A 1543-nucleotide genomic window follows, 5' to 3' on the forward strand; every position below is an offset into this window, starting at 1 on the left:
CGCCCGTCCACTCATGACGGGCGGGACGCCCATCCCACTTTCAAGAGTGGAAGTTATTTAATTCTCATTCCTTATTAGTCATTAGTCATTAGTTATTAGTTATTAGTCACATGAAAATTTTCACAGTCAAAGTAAAACCGAATTCCAAACAGCAAAGCATCGCAGAACAACCCGACGGCAGCCTCACGGTACATCTCAAGTCGCCCCCCGTTGATGGTAAAGCAAACCAAGAATTAATCATGCTGTTGGCGAAAAAGTTTAAAGTGCCGAAATCTGCGATCGGCATTAAATCCGGTTTTTCCTCTAAAAATAAACTTGTGGAAATTCCAATCGAACCTTTAACTTAGAAATAAAGGTAATAACAAATCTATCTAAAGAGAGATACAGACTCAACTTGAAAATCATATATTAGTAGTTGTAGAGTTAGAATAAAAAATTATGAACATTGAAAATAGAGTCGAAGCCACAGCGAAGAATATTGAAGGCAAAATCCAAGAAGCTGTTAGCGAAGTCACAGGCAATCAGAAAGATAAATTAGAAGGTCAAGCCAAGCAGGATGAAGCATCAGCAATTCACCTGAAAGAAGACCTCAAAGATAAAGCAAAAGAGATTGTAGACCGAGCTTAGTAACAGTATTCGCTACAAGTTTCCTGCCTACTAAATCCCGCAAACGATATGTTTGCGGGATTTTTTATAATGAGCCTAAATGATTTGTACCAATATCTTGGGGTGGGTTTTACCAACGATAATTGGTGGCAAAATTCATCGGGTAACTGCCCCTACAGATTCTACTAACTCATAGTGTAAAAGCATTAATTTTGTGGCGGGAATTGTTTCCATTGCATAAGTTGTGCCATCTTGATGAGAAAATTCTACCTCAAAAGCACTGCCATCAAATTCCATCACGACTGTTCCTACTTGTCCTTTATATAATTTAATGATTTGTTTTGTTTCAAAATGGGTGGCGTCTAAATCTTCAGTTAAAGCAACAATATCTAGGTCTTTAATTGTTTTCATTGTTTTTACCTCACTTTTTGACGGGATAACAACTTGTTAATCTAGGGAAACTTTCACCTAAGCGGACGATCCAAGCTGCTAGAATCAGAGATTCACCTACTTCGGTTTTCAGCAAAAATTTCATGTTGTAATGTGTTCCGTATTCATTGTTTTTTTGAATAACAACATCTTCGTTGATAGCAGCTTCTTTTAAAGCCTGTTTGAGCCTTTCAGCATTTTTTAGGGTAATGCCTAACTTACTGGCAAACAAAACAGCTTTATTTTTTCCTTCTTGATGATTCGGATTTAGAGAATATTCTTCTATTTTATTGCCTAAATCTGCTAGATGACCATTGGGCAGTTTCACTATTAATAACTGTTTTTGAAGGACAAAAGAGAATATTAGTCGCCTACAATAATCGACTTTTACTCATATGTCAATTATATCGTCTTTGAGTTGGGGGGCGGGTTTATCGAGATTATTGATGGGTGGCAAAATTTATGGGTGAACCCGCCCCTACAGATTCTACTTTTCGGCCCAATTCCC

4 protein-coding genes are annotated in these 1543 nt (G+C 37.5%); 2 read left to right on the top strand and 2 right to left on the bottom strand.

Annotated features, from left to right (window positions below; all coding sequences use genetic code 11):
* The first annotated feature begins 110 nt into the window (after positions 1-110).
* Both QUA88_RS08905 and QUA88_RS08910 read left to right on the top strand, forming a co-directional pair.
* Positions 111-347: a DUF167 domain-containing protein gene (locus QUA88_RS08905; protein WP_333271288.1), complete on the top strand. Its 237-nt coding sequence runs from the start codon at positions 111-113 to the stop codon at positions 345-347.
* A 91-nt stretch (positions 348-438) separates the two neighbouring features.
* Entirely contained in the window at positions 439-627 is a 189-nt protein-coding gene (locus QUA88_RS08910) for a CsbD family protein (RefSeq protein WP_333054441.1), read from the top strand.
* Positions 628-762: 135 nt separating this feature from the next.
* Here QUA88_RS08910 and QUA88_RS08915 read toward each other — a convergent pair whose 3' ends face one another.
* Complete coding sequence (locus QUA88_RS08915; protein ID WP_333054442.1) at positions 763-1017, bottom strand: DUF4926 domain-containing protein; 255 nt, start codon at positions 1015-1017, stop codon at positions 763-765.
* 10 nt (positions 1018-1027) lie between these two features.
* Positions 1028-1363 (bottom strand): DUF6883 domain-containing protein, encoded by a 336-nt coding sequence (locus tag QUA88_RS08920; protein WP_333054443.1) that lies wholly within the window; start codon positions 1361-1363, stop codon positions 1028-1030.
* Between the last annotated feature and the right edge of the window lie 180 nt (positions 1364-1543).

This window comes from Microcoleus sp. D3_18_C2, from assembly GCF_036702395.1.
GTDB lineage: Bacteria > Cyanobacteriota > Cyanobacteriia > Cyanobacteriales > Microcoleaceae > Microcoleus.